The sequence below is a fragment of the Nonomuraea helvata genome (assembly GCF_039535785.1).
Lineage (GTDB): Bacteria > Actinomycetota > Actinomycetes > Streptosporangiales > Streptosporangiaceae > Nonomuraea > Nonomuraea helvata.
This window is the reverse complement of sequence record NZ_BAAAXV010000012.1, coordinates 199758-220477: the sequence shown is the minus strand read 5'-3', so window position 1 is coordinate 220477 and position 20720 is coordinate 199758. Positions and strand designations below refer to the sequence as shown.

Sequence of the window (20720 nt, the reverse complement as noted above, 5' to 3'; positions counted from 1 at the left end):
GCGGAGCGTGAGGCGGCGTGGTGGGTCCATACGCGCCGCCCCACGCTCCGCCGCGGTTCAGGCGTTCAGCGCGGCCGGTACGGGCACGGGCAGCTCGAACCAGACGACCTTGCCCCAGCCCGTCGGGGCGCTGCCCCAGCCCGACGAGAACACCTCCACCAGCAGCAGCCCGCGCGATCCCTCGTCATCAGGGGCGGCCGCGCGCGGGCGGGGCGGCAGGGGGCTGGAGTCCTCGACCTCGCAGCGCAGCAGCCCGTCGGCGGCCGACAGGTTCAGGCGCACGATCCCGCGCGCGTGCCGCACCGCGTTGGTGACCAGCTCGCTGACCAGCAGCTCGGCGAACTCGCACGCCTGATGCAGCCCCCACTCCACGAGCTGGGCGCGTGCCGCCTGCCGGGCCTTGAAGACCGAGCAGGCCCGGGATGCGAACGTCCACGACGCCGGCGCTGCGTTCATGCGGCCTTGCCACTCAGCGCCGGGACGACGCTGCGGCCGTCGGGCAGCAGCTCGCCCGTGTCGTCGAAGAAGACGACGCCGTTGCACAGAAGTCCCCATCCCTGCTCCGGGTGGTACGCCACCAGGCGCGCGGCATGATGGTCGATGGCGTCCGCGGGAGGACAGGGAGGCTGGTGCGTACACATGGTGCGATTCCCCCGTTCCTCACATCCAGCCGATTCCTTCACGTTCCAGACTGCCTCACGTATCCGCCAAGAAAGAGGTGAGAAATCCCCACTTAGGTACCTATTTCGAGTACCTACGTAGTGTCCCCACGCCCCCGTGAAGACGAACACGCCCATGCGGCAAGCTGGAACCCATGAGCTTCGCCGTAGGGCAGGTCGCCAAACTCGCCGGCATCACCATCCGCACCCTGCACCACTACGACGAGATCGGCCTGCTCACCCCCGGCGAACGCACCCCCGCCGGCTACCGCCGCTACACCGACGCCGACCTGGCCCGCCTGCAGCAGATCCTCCTCTACCGCGAACTCGGCTTCCCCCTCGACGAGATCGCCGCCATCCTCGACCAGGACGCCACCGACGACCTCACCCACCTACGCCGCCAGCACGACCTGCTCACCCGCAAAGCCGAACACCTCAACCAGCTCATCGCCGCCGTCGAACGCGCCATGCAAGCCGGCGCCACCGGCATCCCCCTCACCCCCGCCGAACGCCTGCAGGCCTTCGGCGACTTCCGCCCCGAAGACCACGACCCCGAAGTCCAGCGCCGCTGGGGCAACACCCCCCAGTACGCCGAAAGCCGCCACCGCGTCGCCACCTACACCACCCACGACTGGCTCCAGATCAGAGCCGAAGCCGACGCCATCACCGCCGACCTGGCCGCCGCCCTCCGGACCGGCCGGCCCGCCGACGGCCCCCACGCCATGGACCTCGCCGAACGCCACCGCGGCCACATCACCCGCTGGTTCTACACCTGCACCCCCGACCTCCACCGCCGCCTCGGCGACCTCTACGTCGACGACCCCCGCTTCACCGCCCGCTACGACACCCACACCCCCGGCCTGGCCGCCTACCTCCGCCACGCCATCCACGCCAACGCCCGACGCACCACCTAGCTACATGCCCTTGCAGGCATATAACCGGGAAGGTATATTAACGGCCATGCGCTTCGACGTGCTCGCCGACCCCAACCGCCGCCACATCCTCGACCTCCTCCTCCAACACCCCCGCAGCGTCGGCGACATCACCCACCACCTCGGCCTCACCCAACCCGCCACCAGCAAACACCTGCGCATCCTCCGCGAAGCCGGACTCGTCACCGTCCGCAAAGACGCCCAACGCCGCTGGTACGAACTCCGCCCCACCCCCCTCGCCGAAATCGACGCCTGGCTCACCCCCTACCGCAAACTCTGGAACCACACCCTCGACCGACTCGAACAACACCTCGACACCATGGAAGACGACCAATGAACGAAAACCTCACCATCCACCCCAACGGCCGCACCACCCTCCACATGCAACGCCACCTCCCCCACCCACCCGAAAAAGTCTGGCGCGCCATCACCGACCCCCAACACCTCGCCCACTGGTTCCCCGCCACCGTCACCATCGACGGCGACCACATCACCTACGCCTTCGGCCCCGACGGACACATCACCGAGAACAACCCACCCCACGTCTTCGCCCACACCTGGGGCGACGACGAACTCCGCTGGGAGATCCACCCCGACGGCGCCACCGCCAGCATCCTCACCCTCACCCACACCTTTACCGACCACCACGGCGCCGCCAGCTTCGCCACCGGCTGGCACACCTGCATCCGCGCCCTGCGCGCCACCCTCGACGACCGCCCCACCCCGCACACCGCCGACAAACAACCCGCCGACTTCGCCCGCCTCCACGAGGACTACATCGCCATCCTCGGCCTCGACCCCGCCACCGCCCACCACGGCGACGCACACGTCGAACGCCAGCTCACCCGGCCCGCCGACGACATCTGGCACCTGCTCAACGGCCACGACGCCACCATCGGCGCCCCGCCACCCGAGCCCTTCACCACACCCGGCCTCCAGACCGGAGCGGTCACCCGGACCGAGACCGCCAAACTCCTGGAGTACGACACGCCGACCGGCCCCGTCCGCTGGGAGCTCACCCAAGGCACCGGCCAGGGCGCACGCCTCATCGTCACCCACACCGGCGACACCACGACCCTCGACGCCTGGCGCATCCGCGTCGAGGAACTGGCCTCCTCGCTCGTCAGCTGAGGATTTTGAAGAAAGGGATATGGAAACTGCACCAACCCGCGCCCTTTACAATGTAGATCACTAGATTTCGAGGCCCAACGCCGCCGCCGTCACCCGCCGCGCCCGCCCAGGCTGCACCAGCAGATCCGTCGAATCCGACAGCTGGTCCACACACCCCACCACCGGCAGGTCCCGGATCACCGGATCCGACACCGCCGCCATCAACGCCTCGGCGAACCGGTCACCCCCGATCACCTCGAACGGCCGGTCGAAGAAGCCCCGTACCCGCCCATCCAGCGGCTCGGCCAGCGCCACCCGGTTCTGCAGCGCCGCCACCCGCGCGTACGCGCCCGACAGCCCCTCCTGCCGCTCCCGCCAGGAGCGGGCCGCCACCGCCGCCCCCAGGCACTCCCCCAGCTCCGCCGAGCCCGGCAGCCGCGCCAGCGCGCTGCCCAGCCATTTCGCGTACGGCGGGTAGCGCCGCCGCAGCAGCAGCGCCAGCCGCATCACCTCACGCGCCAGCCGCGCCCCCACCACCGCCGAGCCCAGCTCGTCGCCCACCTCGCCGCACCGGCCGGGGAACGGCTCCTCCTGCGCGATCCGCCGCCACTGACACGCCAGCACATACCGCCACACATCCGGCGGATACCAGCGCAGTGCCGCCCTGGCCGCCTCCAAGGCGCCGCCCTCCAGCCCGTCGTGGAACACCTCGCCCCGCGTCACCTCGGCCAGGCTCTGCCACGGCACCGACAGCCAGTCCAGCAGCGACACCCCGCCCCGCGGGTCGAAGCCCAGCCGCTCCGCCAGCCACGCCCCCAGCTCCGTCACCGTCACCCCGGGCTGCACGCTGCCGTGGTAGCCGAACACGGTCGGAAAGCCGCGGAAACGCTCCGGCAGGCCCGCCGCCACCTTCGCCCGCACCTCGGCCACCGACTCCGCGGCCACGAACACCAGCACCCGCGGCCCCCAGTCATGGTCGGCCGAGCGGGCGGTGTCGAACTCCAGCACCTCCGACCCCGGCCCGATCAACGCCGCACTGTGCGCCACCCCGGGCACCAAGGGCGCCACCACCTCGCCGTAAAAGGCGCGCGACAACTCAATACCTGGCACAAAATCGGACATCACGCCGTCAACTGTGCCGCAGCGCCGTCCGAACCTCACCCGATTTTCCGGAGGCCTGCGCAGGCGTCATCCAGGTGCGCCCGGGGCGTTCCGACGGTGAGCAGGTGGGTGAGGGTGGCGATGAGCCAGCGTTCGCAGCCGTCGGCGTCCCAGCCGGCCCGACCAGGACGGCACTCGGCGTTTCCGTTCAGGGAGTCACACGGGAGGCCAGCACGCGCCGGCGCCGGTAGCCGATCCGCTCATAGACGGTGATGGCCGCCGCGTTGTCGTCGTCCACCATCAGCGCCGCCCGCCCGTAGCCGGTCAGCAGCTCGCGCGACACCCACCGGCACACCCGTTCGGCCAGCCCCCGGCCGCGAAAACGCGCCCGGGTGGCGACCCCGGCCAGCAGGCCCACGGTGGGCGCCGACCACGCGTCCGCCGCCACCGCCGCCAGCTCACCCTCCACGCGCACGCCCGCCCACCGGCTCACCCCGGCCCAGCCGGGCACCGCGTACGAGTCGGGCGCATCGGCCGCCAGCAGCGCCGCGACCTCCGCGTCGGCGGCCGGCTCCAGCCACCCCACCCCATCAGGAGCGGGCCGCTGCAGGGCGGACAGGCTCATCCAGGAGAACGTCCCGGCCGGCTCCAGACCGTCCAGCTTCGCCGTGACCTCGCCCACCAGCTCCCGCTCCCCGAACGGCCGGTAGGAGGGCCCCAGCTCGGCGAGCGCGTGGCCCACCAGCTCCACCGCGCACGAGACGCCGCCCCACACGGCCAGCCGGTCGCGCCGCGACGCGCCCGGCGCGGCGGCCACGACCGCGTCGCCAAACGCCCACGCCCGCGCTCCCCCGCGCAGGCCCTGCGCCGCCCACATCAGCAGGTCGTCGTCACCGCACGCCTGGCGCACCTGCCCGGTATCGGTCAGCTCACGCAGCATTACAAGATCGCGCCGGGCCGGTACGCGGCCGCCTGCGGGTGCGCCGCCACGACCTCGCCCACCCGCTGCGCGACCTCCCGCACCTGCTCGGCCGCCGCGCCGGTGAACGACACCCGATCGGCCAGCAGCCCCTCCAACTGGTCGCGCTCCAGCGGGAAACGGGCGTCGCCGGCCAGCCGCTCCAGCAGCTCGTTGGCCGCGCCGCGCGAGCGCATCGCCAGCGCCGCCGCCACCGCGTGCTCCTTGATCAGCTCGTGCGCCGTCTCCCGGCCCACCCCGGCCCGCACCGCCGCCATCAGCATCTTCGTCGTCGCCAGGAACGGCAGATAGCGGTCCAGCTCCGCGGAGATGACCGCCGGGAAGGCACCGAACTCGTCCAGCACCGTCAGCATCGTCTCCACCAGCCCGTCGAAGGCGAAGAACGCGTCCGGCAGCGCCACCCGCCGCACCACCGAGCACGACACGTCGCCCTCGTTCCACTGATCGCCCGCCAGCTCGCCCGCCATCGAGGCGTAACCACGCAGCACCACGGCCAGGCCGTTGACCCGCTCGCAGGAGCGGGTGTTCATCTTGTGCGGCATCGCCGACGAGCCGACCTGCCCCTCCTTGAACCCCTCGGTGACCAGCTCGTGCCCGGCCATCAGCCGGATCGTCTTGGCCAGCGACGACGGCGCCGCCGCCAGCTGCACCAGCGCGCTGACCGCCTCGAAGTCCAGCGACCGCGGGTAGACCTGCCCCACGCTCGTGAACCGCTCGGAGAACCCCAGATGGGCGGCCACCCGCCCCTCCAGCTCGGCCAGCTTGCCGCGGTCGCCGCCCAGCAGGTCGAGCATGTCCTGAGCGGTGCCGACCGGGCCCTTGATACCGCGCAGCGGGTAGCGGCCGATCAGCTCCTCCAGCCGCCGGTAGGCCACCAGCAGCTCGTCGGCCGCCGTGGCGAACCGCTTGCCCAGCGTCGTGGCCTGCGCCGCCACATTGTGGGAACGGCCGGCGATCACCGTCGCCTCGTGCTCCACGGCCAGGCCGGCCAGGCGCGCCAGCAGCGCCACCACCCGGTCACGCACCAGCAGCAGGCTGTCGCGCACCTGCAGCTGCTCGACGTTCTCCGTCAGGTCGCGCGAGGTCATGCCCTTGTGCACCTGCTCGTGCCCGGCCAGCGCGTTGAACTCCTCGATGCGCGCCTTCACGTCGTGGCGCGTCACCCGCTCACGGGCCGCGATCGAGTCGAGATCGACCTGCTCGACCACCTTCTCGTAGTCGTCGATCGCGCCCTCGGGAACCGCCACCCCCAGCTCGGCCTGCGCCCGCAGCACCGCCAGCCACAACCGCCGCTCAGCGACGATCTTGTAGTCGGGAGACCACAGACGGGCCAGCTCCGGCGAGGCATAACGGGAGGCCAGGACATTCGGGATACGCGGTGTACGCGGCTTGGCGGTCACGTCGGACAAGTCTATTGACACGCCGGCGCCCGCACGGCACCGGGCCGTACGGGCGCTTCGGCTGCCCCGACAGGGGGCGGTCAGGAGGCCGGGGTGAGGACCTTCTCCTCCGGCTTGGGCTCGGCCGGCTTGCGCCGCATCCGCTCCTTGGCCCGCTCCACCATCGTGTAGAGCGTCGGAACGAGGACCAAGGTGAGCAGCGTCGAGCTGATCAGACCGCCGATCACCACGATGGCCAGCGGCTGCGAGATGAACCCGCCCGACCCCGTCACCCCCAGCGCCATCGGCGTCAGCGCGCAGATCGTGGCCACCGCCGTCATCAGGATCGGCCGCAACCTGCGCCGGCCGCCCTCGATGACCGCCTCCACCACGCCCATGCCCTGCTCGCGGTACTGGTTGATCAGGTCGATCAGCACGATCGCGTTCGTCACCACGATGCCGATCAGCATCAGCATGCCGATCAGCGCCGGCACGCCCAGCGCCGTGTCGGTCGCCACCAGCAGCCCGACCGCGCCCGTGGCCGCGAACGGGATCGACACCAGCAGGATCAGCGGCTGCACGAAGCTGCGGAACGTCGCCACCATGATCAGGAAGACGATCGCGATCGCCGCCAGCATCGCCAGCCCCAGATCGGAGAACGCGTCCGCCTGCTGCGCCGACGCGCCGCCGATCTCGTAGGTGGCGCCCGCGGTCAGCGCCAGCCCGTTCAGCTTCGCCGTCAGCGCCTGCGTCACGCTGCCCAGGTTCCCCGCGTCGGCCACCTTGCCCGACACCGTCGCCGAACGCTCACCGTCGATCCGCGTCACCTGAGTCGGCCCGGCCACCTGCCGCACATCCGCCACCGACGACAGCTTCACCATCCCGGACGCGGTCGCCAGCTTCAGATCCTTGATCGCCTTGATGTCGTCCGGCGCGTCCGCGCCACGCAGCACCAGGTCGCTCGCGCGGCCGTCCAAGGTGATCTGACCCAGCGGCGCCCCGCGGAACGCCTGCGCCACCGACTGCCCGACCTGCGCCTCGCTCAGCCCGCGCTCGGCCGCCTTCTCCCGGTCCACCGCGACCTCGACCCGCGGCGCGCTGGCCTCCAGGTTGGACGACACGTCACGCAGCCCCGACACCTCGCCCATCGCGGTCTTGACCGTGTCGGCCGCCGTGCGCAGCGTCTCGGCGTCGGGCGCCTGCACGATCACGTCGATCGAGTCGGAGGAGAACCCGCCCCCGCCGGCACCGCCCACCTTGACCTCGCCGACGCCGGACAGCTCCTTGATGCGGTCGCGCAGCACCTGCTGCACCTTGTCCGCGTCGGACCCCTCCTTGATCGTCACAGAGTACGACGCCCGGTCCGCGCCGCCGCCGACCGCGCCACCCTGCATGGCGTTACCGCCACCCACGTTCACCTGGTACGTCTCCACGCCGTCCAGGTCCTTCAGCACGCCCTCCACCTTCTGGGCGGCCTTGTCGGTGGTCGCCAGATCCGTACCGACCGGCATCTTCTGCGACAGGGAGATCGTGTTCTGGCCCGAGGAGTCCAGGAAGTTCGTCTGCAACCCGCCCGCCAGGCCCATCGTGGCGACGAACACCGCCACCCCGATCAGCACCGTCGTCAGCTTGAACCGGGTCGCGAACCGCAGCACCGGCAGGTAGGCCCGCTGCAACGGCGAGCGCAGCTCCTTGGCCTCGGCCTCCTCACGCTGCTTGCGCGCCTGCTCCGGCGTCAGCTCCGGCGTCTTGAGGAACCAGTACGCCAGCACCGGCACCACCGTCAGCGACACCACCAGCGAGGCCAGCAGCGCCACCGCCACCGTCACCGAGAACGGGCCGAACAGCTCGCCCACCATGCCGCCCACGATCGCGATCGGCGCGAACACCGCCACCGTCGTCAGCGTCGAGGCCGTCACCGCCCCCGACACCTCGCGCACCGCCGCCAGGATCGCCTGCAGCCTGGCCTCGCCGTAGGCGAGATGCCGCTTGATGTTCTCCAGCACCACGATCGAGTCGTCCACCACCCGGCCCACCGCGATCGTCAGCGCGCCCAGCGTCAGCATGTTCAGCGAGTAGTCGCCCGCCCACAGCACGATCAGCGCGATCACCACCGACAGCGGGATCGACACCGCCGTCACCAGCGTCGAACGCACCGACAACAGGAACACCAAGATGACCAGCACCGCGAACGCCAGCCCCAGCAGGCCCTCGGTCGTCAGGCTCCGGATCGACTCCTCCACGTACGGCGCCTGGTCGAACACCACCGACACCGCCGTGTCCGAGCCGTCGCCCAGCGCCTTGGTCAGGTCCGGCAGCTTGGCGCGGATGTCGTGCGAGATCGACACCGCGTTGCCGTCGGGCGTCATCGTCACCGACACACCCAGGCTCGACGTGCCGTCCGTACGGGTGATCGTCGTCGCGTCCGCCAGCCCCTGCTTGATCTCCGCGACGTCGCCCAGCTTCACCGGCTTGAGCGGCTTCGGCTTGGCCTGCTGCTGCGGGAAGGCCGACTGGCTCGGCTGCCCCTGACCCGGCCGCGCCGTCTGCCCCGTCGGGGGCCGCGTCTGGGACTGGCCCTGCTGCTGACCCTGCTGCTGGGGGACGGCCGCCGGCTGGGCCGGGGTCAGATACAGGTCCTTCAGCTTGGCCACCGAGTCGACCCGCGCGCCCACCTGCACCGTCAGCGACTTGCCGTCAGAGGTCAGCGTGCCCGCCGGGATCGGCGTGCCGTTCGCCTTCAGCACATCGGGGATCTGCGCGGCCGACACGCCCGCCGCCGCCATCTTCTTGGCGTCCGGCTCGATCGTCACCACCTCGTCGCGGGTGCCGGTGACCTGGGCCTCCCGTACGCCCTCCACGCCCTGCAGCTCCGGCACCACGATCCGGCGCAGCTTGTCGGCCATCGCCCGCTCGTCGCCGCCGTCGCCCACCGCCAGCACCACCACCGGGATGTCGTCGGTGTTGCCCGCGACCACCTGCGGGTCCACTCCGTCCGGGAGGGTGACCCTGCTGATGGCCTGCTGCATCTTGTTCAGCGACGACTCGACGTCGGTGCCGTACTCGAAGGCCACCTGGATCTGCGCCAGGCCCTCCTTCGACGTCGAGGTCATCTGCTCCATGCCGGCCAGGCCCTGGAAGGACTCCTCGATCGGCTTGGTGACCTGATCCTCGACGATCTCCGGCGAGGCGCCGGGGAACGGCGCGACCACGAACGCGCCGGGAAAGCTCAAAGACGGCAGCAACTGCTGTTTCAACTGCGGGATCGTGAACGCGCCGAACGCGCTGATCACGACCGCGACCAAAATCACAAGGCTGCGGTTGAGCAGACTCAACCGGGCGAATGCGGTCATAGGCGTCCCCTCCAAGAGTACGCCCCAGACTAACACTTCGCCTTGAACGAATATTTAGACAGATTGAGCTTTCCTGATAACCTTCTCAGGAAGCGAGAGGTGAGCGTGAGCGACGAACGCGAAGACTTGATCCGCAGGATCACCGAAACACAGCGTGGCATGGGGCGACTGTTCGCCCAGCACCAATCCCCCTTGTTCTCCTCCAACCTCACCATCCGGCAGCTCCACGTCGTCATGCTCCTGTCCCTCAACGGCTCCGCCTCAGGACAGGACCTCGCCCACCACCTCGGCGTCAGCCTCGGCACCGTCACCGGCATCGTCGACCGCCTCGTCGCCCAGGGCCTCGCCACCCGGCACGAGGACCCCCAGGACCGCCGCGTCCGCCGCGTCGAACTCTCCCCCGCGGGCACCGCCCTGATCGAGGAGATCAACAACGCCGGCTTCGAGCACTACCGCCGCATCCTCGACCACCTCGACACCGACACCCTCCGCTCCCTGGAGCAGGTCACCCGGACCATCCGCGCGGTGGCCGACAAGCTCTACAACACCTGACACCCTCGGTCGGCCCGGCGTCATGCGCATGACGCCGGGCCTGTCACCTCGCTGTTGTTGTGGTTTTTTGATGTGTGTAGGGTTGAACCAAACCGGGCGCCTTTACGTTGTAGATTCCGTAGCCAGCCGGGACAGCACCTCCGGCAAGTCCCCCTCGTGCACCACCGTCAGCCGCCGCGTCGCCCGCGTCACCGCCACGTACAGATCCTGGCCTCCCATCGGCGACTGCCCCAGGATGCCCGCCGGATCCACCACCACGACCGCGTCGAACTCCAGCCCCTTGGCCTGCCCCACCGTCAGCGCCACCACGGGCGCGTCCAGGTCCCCGTCGGGGAAGAGCGCGGACACCGCCGCGTGGCGGGCGTCGGAGGAAACGACGCCCACCCGGCCCTCGCCGATCAAGGCCAGCTCCTCCGCCACCAGGCCCGGCAGCCCCGACAGCGGCATGCGCACCGCGCGCGGCGGCGCGCCGCCCTCGCGTACCGACTCCGGCGGATCCTGGTCCGGCGCGAACGCCCGCAACACGTCCGCCGCCACCGCCATGATCTCCACCGGCGTGCGGTAGTTGACCAGCAGCCGCTCCACGCGCCAGCGCCCCGCCAGGAACGGGTCCAGCACCTCCCCCCACGAGCGCGCGCCCGCCGCCGACCCGGTCTGCGCCAGGTCGCCCACCACGGTCAGCGACTTCGCCGGCACCCGCCGCATGATCATCCGCCAGGCCATCGGCGACAGCTCCTGCGCCTCGTCCACGATCACATGACCGTACGCCCACGTCCGGTCCGCCGCCGCCCGGTCGGCCGTCGTCAGGGCCGGCCCGTCGTCGGCGTGCCGCTCGGCCAGCACGTCGGCGCGATCGAAGACGCCCTCCTCCAGCACGCCGGTCGTCTGGAGGACCTCCCGCGCGTACAGCTCCTGCTCGGCCTGCTCCCGCGAGGCCCGCCTGGCCGCCACCCGGCGGGCGGAGTCGTCCTCGCCCAGCAACTCGGCCGCCTCGTCCAGCAGCGGCACGTCACCGACCGTCCACCCGGCCTCCGGCGAACGCAGCAGTTCGTGCCACTCCAGGCCCGAGGGCGCCACGGCCCACAGCGTGTCGAACGACGACAGCAGCTCGGAGATCAGCCGCTGCGGCGTCAGCTCCGGCCACAGCTCGTCCACGGCCCGCCGTACGACCGGCTCGCCCCACAGCCGCTGCGAGGCCAGCTCCAGATCCAGCTCGTCCAGGTCGCCCTCCAGGTCGAGCGGCTGCGACAGCTCCGGCTCGTCCTCGATGACCAGCTCCTCGATGTGCAGCGACTCCTCCAGGGCCCGGGCCTCGGCCTTGGCCAGCTCCTTGAGCAGCTCGGTGACGTACAGCTTGCGTGCCATGTTGTGCGGCAGGCGCACCGCCTGCGCCCGCTCGCGCAGCCGCAGGCACCTCTCGCGGGGCACCCGCAGGCTCAGCCCGTCCAGCTCGACCACGAGGTCGCCCTGGGGCACTCCCTGACGCAGCTCCAGGGCGCGGGCGACCACTTCCGCCATCCGCACGTCGCCCTTGACCATCGCCGCCGCCGGCGTGTCGGCAGCGCTCACCCGCACCCCCGGGAACATCTCCTCGACCGTGGTCATCACCACCTGCGTCTCCCCCAGCGCCGGCAGCACCTGGCTGATGTAGCGCAGGAACATCGGGTTGGGCCCCACCACCAGCACGCCGCGCCGCTCGAGCGTGTCGCGGTGGGTGTAGAGCAGGTACGCCGCCCGGTGCAGCGCCGCCACCGTCTTGCCGGTGCCCGGCCCGCCCTGCACCACCAGCGCCCCCTGCAGCGAGGAGCGGATGACCCGGTCCTGCTCGGTCTGGATGGTGGCCACCACGTCGCCCATCCGGCCCGTCCTGCTACGCCGCAGCGCCGCGAGCAGCGCCGCCTCGCCCACGAGCGAGCGCCGGTCGCCGTCGCTCATCCGCTCCAGGTCGAACACCTCGTCGTCGATGCCGACCACCATGCGGTCCTTCAGATGCAGGTGCCTGCGGCGCACCAGGCCACCCGGGTCGGTGGCCGTGGCCACGTAGAACGGCCGCGCCGCAGGGGCCCGCCAGTCGATCAGGACCGACTCGTGGCTCTCGTCGCGCAGCCCGATCCTGCCGACGTACGTGCCGGCGCCCGAGGCGTCGTCGATGCGGCCGAAGCACAGGCCGCGCTCGACCGCGTTCAGCTGGGCCAGCCTCCTGGCGTGCTCGGAGGCCATCGCCTCGCGCTCGACCATCGCCTGGCGGGTGCCGCCGGCCCTGCCGTACACCTCACGCAGCGCCGCCTGCGCCCGCTCCCTGGCGACGTCGAGCCTGCCGTACAGCCACGCCACAGTGCGCTGTTCGCTGTCAAGGGCTTCCGCGAGACTATCTTGACGATTAGCCATTCGGTGGTATACTCCTAACCGGAAGGGGTGTGGAGCTCTGCTTTTTGAAATGGAGCATTCGAGCTTAACCCCGCGCGAGGGCGTGCGCAAACGATCAGGTCAGCGACCGTTTGCCCGGCATGCCCCCACTTCTCCGGCGCGTCCTTCATCGCTCAGGCAGTAACGTGATCCGGTGCCCCGCCTGCCCCTTTTCTGCGTAGCCGTCCTGACCGTCGCAGCCGGTGTGGGAGTGCGCGCGTTGTTCGACGGACCTGTGCCGAAATACGCGGGCGATGCCCTCTACACCGTGTTGATCTACATGCTCGTGGTGCTGATCCTCCCCAGGATCAGGCCCTGGGTGGCGGCGGCGCTTTCGGCCGGGGCGAGCTGGGTGATCGAGTTCGCCCAGCTCGGGGAGATCCCGGCCGTGCTGCGGCCACTGCTGGGCAGCACGTTCAACCCGCCCGACCTCTTCTGGTACGCGGTGGGCGCCGCGGCGGCCTGGGCCGCGCACACGCTCTGGCTACGAAGGACGGGATGACGGCATACCGGACCGTCCCGCCGCCTACGGGTGGAGGACCTTCATGAGGGGCAGCGGGTTGATGTAGTCGCGATAGGTCACGACCTGCCCCTCCCGCACCCGGAAGACGGCCAGCGGCCGCTGCTCGAACGGCTCCCCGGTGGCGGTGACCGTGCCGTGCGCCACGTACTCGACGATGACCACCTCCGGGTCGAGAGTCTCGTGCATCTCCACGTCGGTGTAGTCGTGGAACGTGATCAGGTGCCTGTTGGCGGCCAGGAACGCCCCGATGGCCTGCCTGCCGCGCAGCTCTCCCGGGACGCCGTCAGGGCGGTACGGCCATTCGATCATCCCGTCGGGGGCCATGAGCTCCAGGAAGCGCTCGTGATCGCCCGCGAGGCCGGCCCGCATGATTTCTTCCACGACTTTCGTTGAACGCATGTTCATTGAATGACCGTACAACGAAAGTCCGGGCTCGTTCAACGTTCGTACAATGAAACGATGACCGAGCCGCCCCGCCGCACCCGCGCGCAGCAACGCCGCGACACCGAAGCCCGGATCCTGACCGCAGCCCGCGAGACCTTCGCCGGGCTGGGCTACGAGCGCACGACGATCCGCGCGGTCGCCACCGCGGCCGGGGTCAACGCGGGCCTGGTGATGCATTACTTCGGGTCGAAAGAGGAACTGTTCGCCCGCGCGGCCCACCTCTCACCCCACGAGCTGCCCCCTGGCGACCCGGCCGAGGCCCTGCTCGCCGTGCTGCGCGAGCGCCTGGAGGGGGAGCCCGTGGCATCCCTGGTGCTGCTGCGCTCGATGCTCACGCACACCGAAGCGGCCGACGGGCTCCGCGAGGCGGCGAGCGAGTGGCTGGAGCGGATCGAGGCGGCCATCCCGGCCGGCGACGCCGACCTGCGCGCGGGGCTGATCGGCGCGATCATGATGGGCGTGGTCGTCGATCGCTACCTGCTCAAACTCGGCTCCCTGGCCGACGCGCCCGCCGACGACCTCCTCGCCCTCCTTCGCCCCTGTTTCGAGAGCCTGGTCGGCGCCCGGTGAGGACCCGCGCGGGCCTCCTAAGCAGGGGGTGCTAGCTTGTCCGACCATGTCTGACTATCTGCGAGAGCTGTTCTCCCTCGACGGCCGGCGCGCCCTCGTGACCGGCGGCAGCTCCGGCATCGGGTACGCCATCGCCGAGGCGATCGGCAGGGCCGGGGCCGAGGTCGTGGTGGTGGCCCGAAGGCAGGCCGAGCTCGACAAGGCCGTCACCCGGCTGCGCGAGCACGGCGTCACCGCCTCGTGGATCAGCGCCGACCTCGCCGGCCGCGACGACATCCGGCGCGTGTGCGCCGCGGCCGGCGACATCGACATCCTCGTCAACGACGCCGGCAACAACATCCGCAAGCCCATGGCCGAGCTCACCGTCGAGGACTACGAGCGCACCATCGCCGTCAACCTCACCGCCCCCTACCTCCTTGGCCAGCACTTCGGCCCGCGCATGGCCGCCCGAGGCTGGGGCCGCATCATCAACCTCGGCTCCCAGCAGTCCATCAGCGCCTTCGGCGACAGCGGCGCGTACGGCGCCGCCAAGGCCGCCATCGCCGGCCTGACCCGCTCCCAGGCCGAGGCCTGGTCGGCCGACGGCGTGTGCGTCAACACGATCATCCCCGGCTTCGTCCTGACCCCGCTCACCGCGCCCGCCCAGGCCATCCCCGGCCGCGTCGAAGCGCTCGCCGCCCGCCACATGGTCAGACGCAACGGCGTGCCCGAGGACTTCGCGGGCGCGGCGGTGTTCCTGGCCGGCGACGCCTCCGCCTTCGTCACCGGCCAGATGCTCTTCGTGGACGGCGGCTTCTCCGTCCATTGACGAGCTTTGGAGCGCCTGAGCCGGGCGCCTTTACTTTGTAGATTACTTGCGGCGGATCTCCCGCACTCCTGCGCCCTCGTGCCAGACGGTCATGACGATCTCGTCGCCCTCGACTCTCGTCCACACCACCTCCGTCAGCTCGATCCGGAACAGGTGTGAGTCCGGGCTGGGCTGCTGGAACGGCTCCCGCACCGCCTCGTCGGCGACCTCCACGGCCCGTCCGGCCAGCTTCACGTCGCCCTCCCACGTCGACGGGTCACCCTCCCCAGGCTCAGGAGAGGCGACGTGGACCGCCATGCGCGGATCCCGCCGCAGGTCGTGGACCTTGACCGCCCGGGGCATCGACCCCGTCCACAGCTCGCCGTCCCTGAACGTGGTCTCGATGCCGCTGACCCGGGGTGAGCCGTCCTTGCGCAACGTCGCCAGCACCCGGTGCTTGCACGTGCCCATCACGCGCCGCGCCGCGCCGGCCAGCTCCGGCGCCTGCTCCTCGAACTCCTGCCATGAAGCCATGGCGCACATCCTGGCCGACGCCACCGACAGAAACCACGAGGCCGCTCAGGCGCGGCGGCGGGCGCGGTAGGCGCTGGCCTTGGCGCGGTTCTGGCAGGACAGGCCGCAGAACCGGCGCGAGGCGTTCCTGGTGACGTCCATGAAGACCAGCTCGCAGCCCTCCGCCTCGCAGCTGCGCAGCCGCCGGCCCTGGCCGACGCCGATCACCATGGCCAGGGCCGTGGCGGCGTCGGCGGCCCAGGCGTCCACCAGGTCCGCCCCGGGCGCGTGGAAGGCCAGGACGGACGGGTCGCCGTGCAGGTTGGGCACGGCGCCGTGACGTACCAGCGTCTCGTTGAGCGTGGCGACGTCACCCGCGAACGCCGCGTGCAGGTCGGCGGCCACGTGGGCGAGCCGGTCGGTGTCCGCGCCGGTCAGCGCGCGGCTGGGAGGCCGGCCCTGGCGGGTGAACGCCTCCTCCAGCGCCGCCCTCGGGTCCGCGGGCGGCTCCACGGGACGGCCATGGGCCCAGGCGACCGACAGCTCGTTGACCAGCAGGACGGCCAGCTCCACCCACCTGCCGACATAACTGTCTATTTGCGATTGACCAGTGATGCGCCAAGCCTCTATCGTCACTGGCATAGTTTATCTAGACAGTGAGGGATTGTCGTGAGCGCATTGTCCGGGCTCGCCCGCCGCATGTGGCACCAGCTTGAGCCGATCCACGCGGTGCTGTACTTCTCGCCTCAGGCGTTCGAGGAGGCGGCCACGCTCGGCTACGACGTGGAGTCCCGCTGGCCGAGCTACTTCGCCTACCGCACGGCGCCGCTCGGGCGGGCGGGCAGCCGGCTGGCCACGGCCACGTACTACAGCTTCAGCCCGCGCATGATCGGCGAGCACGTGCCCGCCGCCTGGGAGGTCGCCACCCCTGAGCGGGTGCTGCAGGCGCGGCTGACCGCGGTCGACAGGACCTACCGCCACCTGCTGGGCGACAAGGTGGCCGGACCGGACGTGGCGGAGGCGGCGGAGCTGGCCAGGCGGGCCGCCGAGAGCGTGGCGGTGGCCGGGCGGCCGCTCGCCGCGGCCAACCTCGACCTGCCCTGGCCCGACGAGCCGCACCTGGTGCTCTGGCAGGCTGCCACCGTGCTGCGCGAGCATCGCGGCGACGGCCATCTGGCGGCGCTGCTGGCCGCCGGGCTGGACGGGTGCGAGGCGCTGGTGTCGTTCGCCGCGATCGGCGCCGCCCCGGCGGCCAACTTCGCCGGGCGCGGCTGGAGCGAGCAGGAGTGGGACGCCGCCCGCGAACGGCTGGCCGCGCGCGGCCTGGTCGACCTCGACGGGCAGGCCACCGAGCGGGGACGGGAGCTGCGCGACCAGGTGGAGCGGATGACCGACGGGCTGGCCGCCGAGCCGTGGCGGCTGCTGGGCGAGGAGCGCGCCGAGCGGCTGGCCCGGCTCGCCGGGCCTTTCCTGGGCGCGGTCTTCGAGGCCGGGCTGCTGCCGATGACCAGCACCCTCGGCATCGCCACCGTCAAGGCCCCCGACTAGCCCGCTCCCCCGGGCAGGCCGCTTCTGCGCACGCCACCGAGGGCCGGGGGTATGGGCCGGCGTACGGAGAATCAGCCGAAGCCCGGCACGGGCTGCCAGATGCTGATCTGCGTTCCCTGGTCGTCGGTGCAGGCGCAGCCGCGACCCGACTTGCTGTCGTACACCGCGCCGGTGCTGCCGCCCAGCTCCCGCACCCGTTCGACGGCCGTGTCGAGGTCGGTGACGTGGTAGTAGAGGTTCGGCTGCGAGGAGGGCCCGTCGGAGACGAAGCCCATCGGCACGGCCGTGTTCGTGACGTGCAGGTACGTGTCGTGCTCCCGCTTGAACTCCCAGCCGAACAGCGCCCCGTAGAAGGCGGCCGCCCGGTCCAGGTCCGCCACGGACAGCGTGTAGTACCCCAGCTCGGCACTCATGTATGCACCTCCGCAATAGTTGTCGCTATCGTTAAGGATTAACACCCTAACGGAAGCAGGCAACAATTAACACCAACGTTAACGATCTGGACGCCACGCTGGCGGCGCTCGCCGACCCCACCCGGCGCAAGGTCATCGACCTGCTGCGCGACGGGCCGCGACCGGCGGGTGAGCTGGCGCAGGCCGTGCGGATGAGCGCCCCCGCCCTCAGCAGGCACCTGCGCGTGCTGCGGGCCGGCGGTCTCGTTCGCGCCGAGGCGGGCGGCGCCGACGCCCGGCTGCGCCTCTACACGCTGCGCCAGGAGCCCTTCACCGCGCTGCAGGCCTGGCTCGACCAGGTGCAGGCGTTCTGGGCGGAGCAGCTCGGCTCGTTCAAGGACCACGTGGAGCGCGGCCGGTGACCTCCGTCCGAGCCGGCGTCACCGTGCCCGTCGACCCGGCGGCCGCGTTCCGGATCTTCACCGACGAGATCGACCGCTGGTACGTGCGCGGCCGCCACAGCTGGGTCGACCCCGCCCGTGCGACCGGCATCCGCTTCCAGGACGGCTACCTGCGCGAGCTGTGGTCCGACGGCGGCCACGTCGACACCGGCAGGATCATCGCCTGGGAGCCGCCGCACCGCCTCGTCTGGGCCGACCTCATCAACCCCACCGGCCGGATGGAGATCGAGGTGACGTTCCGCCCGGTCGAGGGCGGCACCGAGGTGCTGCTCGAGCACCGCGGCCTGGACACCCTGCCCCCGGACGTGGCCGGGCGCATCCGGCGCGGCTACTCCTGGAACATCGTGCTGCGCTGGTTCGCCGACCAGTGGAAGGACTAGCGGCGGCCGTACTTCTTGTGCACGGCCTGCTTGCTCACCCCGATCGCGTCGGCGATCTGCGCCCACGCCAGCCCCGCCACCCTGGCCCGCCGCACCTGGACCGCCTCCAGACGCTCGATCTCACGGCGCAGCGCGGTGGTGGCGTGCAGTGCCAGCAGCGGATCGTCGTCCTGAGCCTGCCTCACGAGGGTCGCCAGGTCGTTCGTCATGCACTAAAGGTAGTCCAGGAGCAGCCGGTTGATCTCCTCAGGCCGTTCCATGGCCGGCAGGTGGCCGGCCCACTCCAGCTCCACCAGCCGCGCCCGCGGCAGCTCACCGGCCAGGTGGCGGGCACTGGCCAGGAAGTACGGCAGATCGTGCGCGCCGGCCACCACCAGCGCGGGCACGTCGATCTTCGCCGGCTCGATCTCGCCCTCCGCCTGCTCGGGCTCCGGATCGGCGGCCAGCTGCACCTCGAACGCGTGCCGCTGCATCTCCACCACCCGCCCGAACGCCTCCCGTGACGCCTCGGGCCCGAGCAGGGTGTGCGCGTTCAGCTCGGCCGCGCCCTGGACGTCGCCCTCCTTCAGCAGGCGCCGCTCCTCCGCCCAGTACGCCCGCAGGTCGTCCGTGGGCGGCAGCGTGGAAAGCGGGTTGAGCAGCACCAGCCGGTCGGCGAGCCCGGCCGCGGCCAGCTCCAGCGCGACCCGGCCCGCTCCTGACGCCCCGACCAGCGCCGCGCGGCTCACCTCCAGCTCGGCCAGCAGCCGGGCCACGTCGCCCGCGTCGCTGTAGGGCCCGTCCGCCCGGAACGCGCTCCGCCCGTACCCGCGGAAGTCCACCGTGATCACCCGGAAGCGGCCGGACAGGGCTTCCACCTGCGCGTCCCACATCCTGGAGTCGACCGCCGTCGAATGCAGCAGCACCACGGGCTCGCCCGTGCCGTGTTCGGCGTGCCAGATCGTCATCGTGCCTCCACCACCAGTCGCACACCCAGTCCGATGAGCACCACGCCGGAGATCTGCTCCAGCCGCCGGCGCACCGCCGGCCTGCTCAGCCACGCCTTCGCCCTGCCGACCGCCCAGATGAGCAGCCCGTACCAGAGCAGGTCCACCAGCACCCACACCACGGCCAGCGTCACGAGCGTCAGCGGCACGTTCCGCCCCGCCGGGACGAACTGCGGCAGGAACGACATCGCGAACACCGCCGCCTTCGGGTTGGCCAGGCACGTCCCCACCCCCGCCAGGTACGGCCCGCGCCAGCCCGGCACGACCGCCCCGTCGGAGGCCGCCTCTGACGGCTGAGCGCCCTTGCGGGCCTGCCACAGCGCCTGCGCGCCCATCGCCACCAGCACCACGGCGCCCACGATCCGCATCAGGTCGTAGGCCAGCTGCGAGGCCACCAGCAGCGCCGACAGGCCGAACGCGGCGGCCAGCCCCCACAGCAGGATCCCTGTCTCGTTGCCCAGGGTGGCGGCCATTCCGGAGCCGCGGCCCGCGCGCAGCGTCTGCCGCAGGATGATGGCCGTGCTGACCCCGGGCACCATGGCGATCAGGACGCACGCGCCCACGAAAGCTAGAAGATACATGCCGGGCATGCTCCCAGAAGAGTGTCCGAATATCGCCCGAATAAAGGGTCAACCGTACATCTTGTGCAGTTCTGCGACCGCCTCGCACATCGCCGCCCGCAGCTCCGGCGGCCCGAGCACCTCGACGGCGGCCCCCATCCGCAGCAGCATCCAGCGCCCGTGCGAGATCGACTCGATGGGCACCGTGAGCGTCACCCAGCCCTCCGGATCGGGCTGCGCCGCGACGGCCAGCGCGGCGCCCACGACATCGGAGCCCATCGTGTACGCCAGCAGATCGGCATAGCCGGGAGCCAGCCTGATCACGGCCTCGGCCGTGTACATCCGCTCGCGGAACTCCTTGGCGTACTCCTGCCAGAACCCGCCCAGGTCGAACTCCTCGGGCCGGGCGAACCGCCCCGGCAGCGTCTCCATCGTCAGGATCCGCGCCACCCGGTACGTGCGCGGGCTGCCGCCCTGCTCGTTGTGTGGGCGTGGCGCGGCCACCATGTACCAGGAGCCGCCCTTGAGCACCAGCCCGTACGGGTGCACCACCCGGTCGACCTCCTGCTGCCCCCAGCGCCGGTACGTCATGTGCAGCGGCCGCTGGTCCCACACCGCCTCGGCCACCTCGCTCAGATGCGGCACGTCGTCGGCCGAGCGGTACCAGCTCGGCACGTCCAGCAGGAACCGCTCACGCATCCGCGAGGCGTGCGAGCGCGGCTCGGGCGGCAGCGCGGCCAGCAGCTTCAGCTCCGCGGTGGCGGCCACCTCGGCCAGCCCCAGCTCGGCCGCCGGACCGGGCAGCCCGGCCAGAAACAGCGACGAGGCCTCCTCGGCCGTCAGTCCGTTCAGCCGGGTGCGGTAGCCGTCGAGCAGCTGGTAGCCGCCGGCCGGTCCCCGGTCGGCGTAGACGGGCACGCCGGCCGCCGACAGCGCCTCCACGTCGCGGTAGACCGTACGGACCGACACCTCCAGCTCCGCGGCCAGCTCGGGCGCGGTCATGCGGCCGCGCGTCTGCAGGAGCAGCAGCAGGGAGAGCAGGCGGCTGGCACGCATGGTCCCATTGTATTGCGCACATATGTCGT

General features: G+C 71.3%; 25 protein-coding genes. 10 read left to right on the top strand and 15 right to left on the bottom strand.

Annotation, left to right across the window (positions count from 1 at the left end; genetic code table 11):
* Positions 1-57: 57 nt before the first annotated feature.
* The gene (locus tag ABD830_RS51140) at positions 58-456 is read right to left on the bottom strand and encodes an ATP-binding protein (protein WP_345002885.1); all 399 of its coding nucleotides are present in this window, start codon (positions 454-456) and stop codon (positions 58-60) included.
* Entirely contained in the window at positions 453-641 is a 189-nt protein-coding gene (locus ABD830_RS51135) for a DUF5999 family protein (protein ID WP_345002884.1), read from the bottom strand. Before ABD830_RS51135 ends, ABD830_RS51140 begins: the two co-directional genes overlap by 4 nt.
* 173 nt (positions 642-814) lie before the next feature.
* Here ABD830_RS51135 and ABD830_RS51130 point away from each other — a divergent pair, with 173 nt between their 5' ends.
* The 3 genes from ABD830_RS51130 to ABD830_RS51120 are packed head-to-tail and all read left to right on the top strand — an operon-like array spanning position 815 to position 2722.
* The gene (locus ABD830_RS51130) at positions 815-1573 is read left to right on the top strand and encodes a MerR family transcriptional regulator (RefSeq protein ID WP_345002883.1); all 759 of its coding nucleotides are present in this window, start codon (positions 815-817) and stop codon (positions 1571-1573) included.
* A gap of 46 nt (positions 1574-1619) precedes the next feature.
* Positions 1620-1928, top strand: a complete 309-nt coding sequence (locus tag ABD830_RS51125; protein ID WP_345002881.1) for an ArsR/SmtB family transcription factor — start codon at positions 1620-1622, stop codon at positions 1926-1928.
* Complete coding sequence (locus ABD830_RS51120; protein ID WP_345002880.1) at positions 1925-2722, top strand: SRPBCC domain-containing protein; 798 nt, start codon at positions 1925-1927, stop codon at positions 2720-2722. The genes ABD830_RS51125 and ABD830_RS51120 overlap by 4 nt, the downstream gene beginning before the upstream one ends.
* A gap of 60 nt (positions 2723-2782) precedes the next feature.
* Here the strand turns inward: ABD830_RS51120 and ABD830_RS51115 are convergent, their stop codons facing one another.
* The 4 genes from ABD830_RS51115 to ABD830_RS51100 all read right to left on the bottom strand — a co-directional run bounded on the left by ABD830_RS51115 (position 2783) and on the right by ABD830_RS51100 (position 9513).
* Entirely contained in the window at positions 2783-3796 is a 1014-nt protein-coding gene (locus tag ABD830_RS51115) for a DUF4037 domain-containing protein (RefSeq protein ID WP_345002879.1), read from the bottom strand.
* 214 nt (positions 3797-4010) lie between these two features.
* On the bottom strand, positions 4011-4742 hold the full coding sequence (locus ABD830_RS51110) for a GNAT family N-acetyltransferase (RefSeq protein WP_345002878.1): 732 nt from the start codon (positions 4740-4742) through the stop codon (positions 4011-4013).
* Positions 4742-6181, bottom strand: a complete 1440-nt coding sequence (gene purB, locus ABD830_RS51105) for an adenylosuccinate lyase (RefSeq protein ID WP_345002877.1) — start codon at positions 6179-6181, stop codon at positions 4742-4744. The genes ABD830_RS51110 and purB overlap by 1 nt, the downstream gene beginning before the upstream one ends.
* Before the next feature lie 80 nt (positions 6182-6261).
* Positions 6262-9513, bottom strand: coding sequence for an efflux RND transporter permease subunit (locus ABD830_RS51100; protein ID WP_345002876.1), 3252 nt, complete (start codon positions 9511-9513; stop codon positions 6262-6264).
* A 105-nt stretch (positions 9514-9618) separates the two neighbouring features.
* Between ABD830_RS51100 and ABD830_RS51095 the strand changes: the two genes are divergently transcribed.
* Positions 9619-10065, top strand: coding sequence for a MarR family winged helix-turn-helix transcriptional regulator (locus tag ABD830_RS51095; RefSeq protein WP_345002875.1), 447 nt, complete (start codon positions 9619-9621; stop codon positions 10063-10065).
* A gap of 102 nt (positions 10066-10167) precedes the next feature.
* Here ABD830_RS51095 and ABD830_RS51090 read toward each other — a convergent pair whose 3' ends face one another.
* Positions 10168-12453 carry a HelD family protein gene (locus ABD830_RS51090; protein ID WP_345002874.1) on the bottom strand — a complete coding sequence of 762 codons (2286 nt, stop codon included), beginning with the start codon at positions 12451-12453 and terminating at the stop codon, positions 10168-10170.
* A gap of 172 nt (positions 12454-12625) precedes the next feature.
* Between ABD830_RS51090 and ABD830_RS51085 the strand changes: the two genes are divergently transcribed.
* Positions 12626-12973 (top strand): ribosomal maturation YjgA family protein, encoded by a 348-nt coding sequence (locus ABD830_RS51085; RefSeq protein ID WP_345002873.1) that lies wholly within the window; start codon positions 12626-12628, stop codon positions 12971-12973.
* Positions 12974-12997: 24 nt separating this feature from the next.
* Here ABD830_RS51085 and ABD830_RS51080 read toward each other — a convergent pair whose 3' ends face one another.
* Positions 12998-13399, bottom strand: a complete 402-nt coding sequence (locus tag ABD830_RS51080; RefSeq protein WP_345002872.1) for a nuclear transport factor 2 family protein — start codon at positions 13397-13399, stop codon at positions 12998-13000.
* Between the two features lie 54 nt (positions 13400-13453).
* Between ABD830_RS51080 and ABD830_RS51075 the strand changes: the two genes are divergently transcribed.
* Together ABD830_RS51075 and ABD830_RS51070 are read left to right on the top strand one after the other, a co-directional pair.
* Positions 13454-14008: a TetR/AcrR family transcriptional regulator gene (locus ABD830_RS51075; RefSeq protein ID WP_345002871.1), complete on the top strand. Its 555-nt coding sequence runs from the start codon at positions 13454-13456 to the stop codon at positions 14006-14008.
* 46 nt (positions 14009-14054) lie between these two features.
* Complete coding sequence (locus tag ABD830_RS51070; protein WP_345002870.1) at positions 14055-14816, top strand: SDR family NAD(P)-dependent oxidoreductase; 762 nt, start codon at positions 14055-14057, stop codon at positions 14814-14816.
* A 42-nt stretch (positions 14817-14858) separates the two neighbouring features.
* Here ABD830_RS51070 and ABD830_RS51065 read toward each other — a convergent pair whose 3' ends face one another.
* Together ABD830_RS51065 and ABD830_RS51060 are read right to left on the bottom strand one after the other, a co-directional pair.
* The gene (locus ABD830_RS51065; RefSeq protein ID WP_345002869.1) at positions 14859-15329 is read right to left on the bottom strand and encodes a pyridoxamine 5'-phosphate oxidase family protein; all 471 of its coding nucleotides are present in this window, start codon (positions 15327-15329) and stop codon (positions 14859-14861) included.
* Between the two features lie 45 nt (positions 15330-15374).
* Positions 15375-15944 carry a CGNR zinc finger domain-containing protein gene (locus tag ABD830_RS51060; protein ID WP_345002868.1) on the bottom strand — a complete coding sequence of 190 codons (570 nt, stop codon included), beginning with the start codon at positions 15942-15944 and terminating at the stop codon, positions 15375-15377.
* 63 nt (positions 15945-16007) lie between these two features.
* Here ABD830_RS51060 and ABD830_RS51055 point away from each other — a divergent pair, with 63 nt between their 5' ends.
* Positions 16008-16856 (top strand): SCO6745 family protein, encoded by an 849-nt coding sequence (locus ABD830_RS51055; protein ID WP_425567279.1) that lies wholly within the window; start codon positions 16008-16010, stop codon positions 16854-16856.
* Positions 16857-16927: 71 nt separating this feature from the next.
* Here ABD830_RS51055 and ABD830_RS51050 read toward each other — a convergent pair whose 3' ends face one another.
* Positions 16928-17269 (bottom strand): VOC family protein, encoded by a 342-nt coding sequence (locus ABD830_RS51050; RefSeq protein WP_345002866.1) that lies wholly within the window; start codon positions 17267-17269, stop codon positions 16928-16930.
* A 65-nt stretch (positions 17270-17334) separates the two neighbouring features.
* Between ABD830_RS51050 and ABD830_RS51045 the strand changes: the two genes are divergently transcribed.
* Together ABD830_RS51045 and ABD830_RS51040 are read left to right on the top strand one after the other, a co-directional pair.
* Positions 17335-17670: an ArsR/SmtB family transcription factor gene (locus ABD830_RS51045; RefSeq protein WP_345003460.1), complete on the top strand. Its 336-nt coding sequence runs from the start codon at positions 17335-17337 to the stop codon at positions 17668-17670.
* Positions 17667-18089 carry an SRPBCC domain-containing protein gene (locus ABD830_RS51040; protein ID WP_345002865.1) on the top strand — a complete coding sequence of 141 codons (423 nt, stop codon included), beginning with the start codon at positions 17667-17669 and terminating at the stop codon, positions 18087-18089. The genes ABD830_RS51045 and ABD830_RS51040 overlap by 4 nt, the downstream gene beginning before the upstream one ends.
* Here the strand turns inward: ABD830_RS51040 and ABD830_RS51035 are convergent.
* From ABD830_RS51035 to ABD830_RS51020, 4 genes are read right to left on the bottom strand one after another with little or no spacing between them, the layout of a single operon-like run.
* Positions 18086-18298 (bottom strand): hypothetical protein, encoded by a 213-nt coding sequence (locus ABD830_RS51035; protein WP_345002864.1) that lies wholly within the window; start codon positions 18296-18298, stop codon positions 18086-18088. The genes ABD830_RS51040 and ABD830_RS51035 overlap by 4 nt on opposite strands.
* Positions 18299-18301: 3 nt before the next feature.
* Positions 18302-19036 carry an alpha/beta fold hydrolase gene (locus tag ABD830_RS51030; RefSeq protein WP_345002863.1) on the bottom strand — a complete coding sequence of 245 codons (735 nt, stop codon included), beginning with the start codon at positions 19034-19036 and terminating at the stop codon, positions 18302-18304.
* Positions 19033-19656: a LysE family translocator gene (locus tag ABD830_RS51025; protein ID WP_345002862.1), complete on the bottom strand. Its 624-nt coding sequence runs from the start codon at positions 19654-19656 to the stop codon at positions 19033-19035. Before ABD830_RS51025 ends, ABD830_RS51030 begins: the two co-directional genes overlap by 4 nt.
* Positions 19657-19704: 48 nt before the next feature.
* Complete coding sequence (locus ABD830_RS51020) at positions 19705-20691, bottom strand: helix-turn-helix transcriptional regulator (protein WP_345002861.1); 987 nt, start codon at positions 20689-20691, stop codon at positions 19705-19707.
* Between the last annotated feature and the right edge of the window lie 29 nt (positions 20692-20720).